Genomic DNA, 6,334 nt, shown 5'->3' with positions numbered 1-6,334 from the left:
CCGCGGACCCTCACCCCCATCGTGATCGGCATCCTGGTCCGTCGCGGAGCCGACTTCGCGGCGGCCGAGGATGCCGTGCAGGACGCCCTGGTCGACCTCGACCGGCCATCAGCCGACATCCGCATCGGCCACGCCCGTTGCTCCTCCCTCACCCAGGAACTCCAGTCCCAGCTGGACGCCCTGGAGGCGCACGGCGCGGCGGACGGACCGGACGGCCGTCCCGCTCGATGGCCGACGGCCCCGGCAACCGGATCGTCAGCGAACGCACCTCCTCGGCCTTGATCGTGGTACCGGCCGCCGTACGGGCGTCCGCCCACCGGTACCGAGCCCGCCGAACGGCGGCGCCGAGCTCTCATCGGACCGGGGCTAGAGTCGTTGCGTGAGCTCCGAGAGTGAGGACCGGGACGCCGTGCTGCACGCGGTGAGCTCGGCCGTCCTCGCGGTGACCAGGCATCTGTCGGTCCGGGAGGTGCTCGGCGTCATCGTGCGGTCGGCGGGGCGGCTGCTGGACGCCCGCTACGCCGCGCTGGGCGTGCCCGACGACCAGGGGGCGTTCGCCGAGTTCGTCGCCGAGGGCATCTCCGACGAGGAGTGGGACGCGATCGGGCCCACGCCCCGCCAGCACGGCATGCTCGGCGCCCTGCTGCGTGAGGGCGTGCCGGTCAGGCTTCCCGACATCCGCAGGGACCCCCGGTTCGAATACTGGCCCCGCGCCCATCCGGTGCTCAAGGACTTTCTCGGGGTGCCGATCCTCGACGGGGACGAGGTGCTCGGCATCATCTTCCTGTCCAACAAGCGGGCCCCGGGCGGCTTCACCGAGGCCGACCAGCGGCTGCTCACCATGTTCGCCGCGCACGCCGCGCTCGCCCTCACCAACGCCCGCCTGTACGAGCGGAGCCGGGAGCTCACGCTGGTGGAGGAGCGCACCCGGATGGCCAGGGAACTGCACGACGCGGTGACCCAGAAGCTGTTCTCGCTGCGCCTCACCGCGCGGGCCGCGGCGTCGCTGGTCGCCGGCGACCCGGTACGGGCGGTGCGGGAGCTCGACCAGGTGGAACGGCTGGCGGGAGAGGCGCTGGCCGAACTGCGGGCGGTGATCGTCGAGCTCCGGCCGGCCGAGCTCGACCGGCACGGCCTGGCCGAGACGCTCCGCAAGCACGTCCGCCTGCTCGACCGGCTCCACCCGGCCTCGTTCTCGTTCGAGGAGGCTCCGGTGTGCGACCTCGAACCCGAGATCGAGGCGGCCGTGCTGCGGGTGGCCCAGGAGGCGCTGCACAACGCCTCCAGGCATTCGAAGGCGCGTGCCGTCGGCGTACGGCTGGGTTGCGAGGGCGGGCGCGTGTTTCTGGAGGTGAGCGACGACGGGACGGGATTCGAGGTGACCGCCGCCGTGGGACGAGGGCTGGGCATCGCCTCGATGGGCGATCGGGCGGAGGCCGTCGGCGGCAGCGTGCGGGTGAGGTCGGAGCCCGGGGGCGGCACGCTCGTCCGGATGGAGGTGCCGGCGTGATCCGCGTCCTGATCGCCGACGACCACCCGGTCGTCCGGCAGGGGCTGCGTACCTTCCTGGACCTCCAGGAAGACCTCGACGTGGTCGGTGAGGCCGCCGACGGCGCCGAGGCGGTCGCCCTGGTGGAGACCCTCGCCCCGGACGTGCTGCTGCTCGACCTGAAGATGCCGGTCCTCGACGGGCTCGGCGCGCTGCTCCTGCTGGGGGAGCGGGGACTGTCGCCGCGGGCGCTCGTGCTGACCTCGGTCAGTGACCGGGAGGACGTGGCCCCGGCGATGCGGGCGGGCGCGGCGGGCTTCCTGTACAAGGATGTCGAACCGGCAGCGCTCGTGCACGCGATCCGGGCGGTGCACGGCGGCCAGGTGCTGCTCGCTCCGGAGGCCGCGGAGGCGATGCTCTCCCTCTCCGGATCCGTTCCGGCCACGCCGGAGGGCAGGCGGGTGGCACCGTTGACCGAACGGGAGCGCGAGGTGCTCGCGCTGATCGCGTCGGGCCGTTCCAACAGGGAGATCGCCAGACAGCTCACCGTGGCGGAGAAGACCGTGAAGACCCACGTCTCCAACGTGCTGATGAAGCTGGGCGTGCAGGACAGGACCCAGGCCGCCCTCTACGCGGTGCGGAACGGCCTGGCCTGACCGGCGTGCGAGGTCAGGTGTCCTTCTTCTCCTCACGCCGTCCCGGCGGCGGGGGCGGTGGCGGGGGAGGCGGCGGCGGTGGCGGGGTGTAACTCCCGCCCCCACTGCGCTTGGGTTTGGGCGGTGTGGGATGGACGATCTTGGTTTTCACCGTCTTGAGGTAGTACCAGTGGGGGAAGTTCAGTCGCCTCCACTCGTCGCGGCTGAGGTCCGCGCCTCCGGTCGGGACGTTCCAGGTGTCGGCGCCGAGCTTGGCGACCGCGGTGCCCCTGGTCCGCTTGTTGAGCTTGACCCAGATGCGCACCGTCTCCGACTCGCCCTTGCCGATGATCCAGGGCGTCACACACCAGAAGCCGTCGGTGTAGAAGTCGCAGTCGGTGCCTTTCGGGCCCTTGTAGTAGACGGTGCTGTTGATGCCTTTGGGTAGGAGGGTCCCGCCTACGTAGAAGTAGTCGGCCTTCTGCGGTCCCCGATTGGTGATTTTGATCGTATACATGAACTCTTGGCCGCTTCTGACCCGTTTTGGGGCCTTCACTGAGACCTTGAAAGCGGACCAGGGCCTGTCCAGACTCGCCGCTGACGGGGCCACGGCCGAGACGTCCGTCCGGGGCGCCGACAGGGCCTCGGAGGAAGCCGGGGACTGTGTGTTCGCGGCGGCGGCCGAGGCGTTGGGGACGATCGCGAGCGGAGTGATGAGGCTGAGACCTAGGAGCGTGCCGAAGCTTCGGCGCATGGGCGTCTCCGCACGAGCTAGGGGTGACCGTAGTCACCATTTGTTTCGTAGATTATGACTTAAGAAGGACACGCCGGAAGCGTGAATGATCTACCTGAAAATTAGTTATTTGCGTATCTTTGGTGACTCGGGGATGGCGGTGGTTCACAGGCTGGACAACGGGGAGGCTCAGGTGCCGGATACGAGCCCGCTGCGCAGGGAGGACCCGGAGTCACTGGGCGACTACCGGCTGCTCGGCCGCCTCGGCGAGGGGGCGCAGGGGGTGGTCTACGCGGGCCGGGGGTCCGACGGGGCGATGGTGGCGATCAAGCTGCTCCACCCCAGGCTGAGCGACACCGGCATGGACGGCGCCCGGTTCCTCCGTGAGGTCTCCGCCGCCCGCCGGGTGGCGCCGTTCTGCACCGCCCAGGTGCTGGGCGCCCACATGGACGGTGACCGCCCCTACATCGTGAGCGAGCTGGTGGAGGGGATCTCCCTGCAGCGGGTCGTGCAGGCCGAGGGGCCCCGCGGCGGCAACGTGCTCCACCGGCTCGCGGTCGGCACCGTGACCGCGCTGGCCGCCATCCACCGGGCGGGCATCGTGCACCGCGATTTCAAGCCCAGCAACGTGCTGCTCGGTCCCGACGGACCCCGCGTGATCGACTTCGGCATCGCCAGGGCCCTCGACTCGGCGATGACCGTGACGAGCGGAGTGGTCGGCACCCCCGCCTACATGTCGCCGGAACAGGTCTCCGGGCACCGGGTCGAGCCCTCCTCCGACATGTTCAGCTGGGCGTTGACGATGGTGTTCGCCGCGACCGGGCGGCCCGCGTTCGGCCAGGACAGCGTGCCGGCGGTCATCTACAGGGTGATGAACGAGGCCCCCGACCTGTCCGAGCTTCCCGACACCCTGCGGCCGATCGTCACCTCGTGCCTCAGCAAGCAGGCCGGGGAACGGCCCAACGCCTCCGAGGTGCTGTTCGCGCTTCTGGACACCCAGTCGGAGGAGGCAGCCGCTCCCGAGCCTCCGCTCGCCGCTCCGCCCCTGCCGCCGCCCACTGCCCTGCCCGAGCCTTCGCCCGCCGTTCCGCCCGTGCCCCTGCCTGCCGCCTCGACCGTGCCCCCGCCGCCCGCTCCCGAGACGTTGTGGGTGCGCCCGTCAGGGGCGGACCCGGGGGAGCCCGGTGCGGCCCCCGGCCATGCTTCGGGCGGCAGGGCGGGCACCTCCCCGGCTGCTCCTGTGCCCGCGGCCGTCCCCTTCACCTCCCCCGCGGGACCCGCGCACTACCCGGGCAACCTGACGCCCGTCGGCCGGCAGGCCGCGCCCCCGCAGGGGGCGTACCCCCCGCCACCGCCGCGGCACCCGGACCTCTTCGGTGACCCGGTACCCGGCGCGCCCGGCGAGCACGGGACGCGGCGCAGACGGGCCGCCCTCGTCACCGGGGTGCTCGTGGGAGCCCTGGCCCTGGCCACCGCCGTGCTGGTGGCGGTGCCGAGCATGCGGAACGACACCACGGCGAGCCCCCCGGCTCCCGGTGACGGTACGTCGTCGTCCCCGATTCCCTCCACGCGGCCCCCCACGGCCGCCTCGCAGGCCGCCACGCAGGCCCCGACACCTGTCGCGCAGGCCCTGACCCCGGCCCCCACGGCGAGCCTCACGACGGCGCCGACCTCCGAGCCGTCCGAGCCGCTCGCCATGCCGCCCACCGCGGTGCTCTTCGACGGTCAGGACGGCAAGGCGCTCAAGGGGCACAGCAGGGCCGTACAGTCCCTCGCCAAAGTCGAGATCAAGGGCAGGCCCACGGTGGTCTCGGGCAGCCAGGACGGTTCGCTCGGGATCTGGGACCCCGCCGAGCACAAGAGGCTCCACCGGCTCCGCGGCCACCGGGGCGAGGTCTACGCGGTCGCCACCGTCACCTTCGGCGGCACGCCGTACGCGGTGACCGGCGGCTACGACCACTCCGTCCGCCTGTGGAACCTGAAGACCCGCAAGAGCAGGATTCTCGGCCACCACCCCATCGCGGTCTTCTCCGCCGCGGCGGGCATCGTGAACGGTTCACCGGTCGCCGTCACCGGGGACGGCGACGGCACGCTCTACTTCTGGAACCTGAAGAGCCGCAGGTTGCTCAGAGTCGTCTCCGCGCACCGCGACGACGTCAACTGGCTCGCCTTCGGCAAGATCGGAAAGCGCTCCGTCGTCGTGTCCGCCAGCGCCGACAAGACGCTGAAGATCTGGGACCTCGTCACCAGGAAGCGGTACGGCAAGGTCTACCGGGGGCACAGCGGGCGGGTCTTCTCGGTGGCCTTCGGCAAGCTGGGCGACCGCACCGTGGTCGCCTCGGGCGGCAAGGACAAGAAGATCAGGATCTGGGACCCGAAGACCTCCAAGACCATCGGCAAGCCGCTCAAGGGTCACGGAGGCAACGTCTACTCCCTGGCGTTCGGCACGGTGGACGGGCGCACCGTGCTGGTGTCGGGCAGCACGGACGGGACCGTCCGGCTCTGGGACCCGGCCGAGGGCAAACCCCTTGGCAAGGCGATCAAGGCACACAAGGGCGGGGTCTACTCGGTCACCGTCATGACCATCGGCGACCGTATGGTGGCCGTCTCGGCGGGCAAGGACCGCACCGTCAAGCTCTGGAAGCTGACCTCCGGCCGGTGACCCGCTCCGCGACAGGCCCTCGGACCGGGCCCTCAGACCAGCTCGGTGATGGCGTGGTGGGCGACCACGCGGGCCCGGCGCACCGCGCGGTCGAGCTCACGCAGGGCCTCGGCGCGCACGGCGAGCTGGCCCGAGGTGAGCCCCCGCTCGTCGGCGATGCGGAGCACCGCGGAGAGACGGGCGGCCAGGGCGGCGACCCGATGGGCGCGGGCGGGGTAGCCGGGGGCCAGGCCGTCATCGGTGATCTTCAGCTGCCGGTGGCCCTGGGCCGGACCCTCCACGCCGAGCAGGGCGTCGGTGGCCACGCGCATCGCGCGGGTCAGCTCGTGCTCCGCGTCGGCGAGAGAGGGCAGGTCGGGTGCCGTGGCTCGGGCCTCCAGCACGCTCCAGCGAACCCCGGCGTACGATGACCCGCGGTGGTCCTTTACCGGGACCAGGCCAAGGCATCTGTCACCGAGCACGGCTGTCGCCGCCTGTCCGGCCTCGATGGCCGCGGAGTTGAAGGGGGGCGGTCCGGTGAGCCCGAGCGGGTCGCCCGGGACGGGCAGGGCCAGTCGCAGCGACTTCATACCCCCGATCCGCAGGTCGGCGAGGAACCCGCGGAGGGGAAGGTCGCCGCTTTCCGCGGCGACGACTTGGGGGCCGGCCTGTCGTTCCACGCGGTCGGCGGCCTCGTCGAGGCCGACCTGTCCGGCGAGCCAGGCGTTGCCCCAGCAGACCAGGGTGGCCGAGATCGGTGAATCAGGGTGCACCGATCCACGATATGCGCTCACCCTGCAATAGGTTTTGTTCCAGCGATTCACAAGGAGGCGTAA

The 6,334-nt window shown here is 71.5% G+C and carries 5 protein-coding genes and 1 pseudogene; 4 read left to right on the top strand and 2 right to left on the bottom strand.

Annotated features, from left to right (window positions below; genetic code table 11):
- The 3 genes and pseudogenes from ABT061_RS18330 to ABT061_RS18320 form a co-directional block, all read left to right on the top strand.
- Window positions 1-282, top strand: a pseudogene (locus ABT061_RS18330) (RNA polymerase subunit sigma-24); the annotation flags it as partial.
- A 97-nt stretch (window positions 283-379) separates the two neighbouring features.
- Window positions 380-1,510 (top strand): GAF domain-containing sensor histidine kinase, encoded by a 1,131-nt coding sequence (locus ABT061_RS18325; RefSeq protein WP_350918662.1) that lies wholly within the window; start codon window positions 380-382, stop codon window positions 1,508-1,510.
- Window positions 1,507-2,145 (top strand): response regulator, encoded by a 639-nt coding sequence (locus tag ABT061_RS18320; RefSeq protein WP_350918659.1) that lies wholly within the window; start codon window positions 1,507-1,509, stop codon window positions 2,143-2,145. Before ABT061_RS18325 ends, ABT061_RS18320 begins: the two co-directional genes overlap by 4 nt.
- A 13-nt stretch (window positions 2,146-2,158) precedes the next feature.
- On the opposite strand, the gene ABT061_RS18315 is transcribed toward ABT061_RS18320, so the two are convergent.
- Window positions 2,159-2,878 carry a hypothetical protein gene (locus ABT061_RS18315; RefSeq protein ID WP_350918656.1) on the bottom strand — a complete coding sequence of 240 codons (720 nt, stop codon included), beginning with the start codon at window positions 2,876-2,878 and terminating at the stop codon, window positions 2,159-2,161.
- A 172-nt stretch (window positions 2,879-3,050) separates the two neighbouring features.
- Here ABT061_RS18315 and ABT061_RS18310 point away from each other — a divergent pair, with 172 nt between their 5' ends.
- Window positions 3,051-5,519, top strand: a complete 2,469-nt coding sequence (locus ABT061_RS18310; RefSeq protein ID WP_350918653.1) for a protein kinase domain-containing protein — start codon at window positions 3,051-3,053, stop codon at window positions 5,517-5,519.
- A gap of 32 nt (window positions 5,520-5,551) precedes the next feature.
- Here ABT061_RS18310 and ABT061_RS18305 read toward each other — a convergent pair whose 3' ends face one another.
- Window positions 5,552-6,271 (bottom strand): Rv1486c family protein, encoded by a 720-nt coding sequence (locus ABT061_RS18305; protein ID WP_350918650.1) that lies wholly within the window; start codon window positions 6,269-6,271, stop codon window positions 5,552-5,554.
- Window positions 6,272-6,334: the final 63 nt, after the last annotated feature.

Origin of the sequence: Streptosporangium sp. NPDC002544 (genome assembly GCF_040295965.1) — a bacterium.
GTDB lineage: Bacteria > Actinomycetota > Actinomycetes > Streptosporangiales > Streptosporangiaceae > Streptosporangium.
This window is presented reverse-complemented; position numbering and strand designations above follow the sequence as displayed.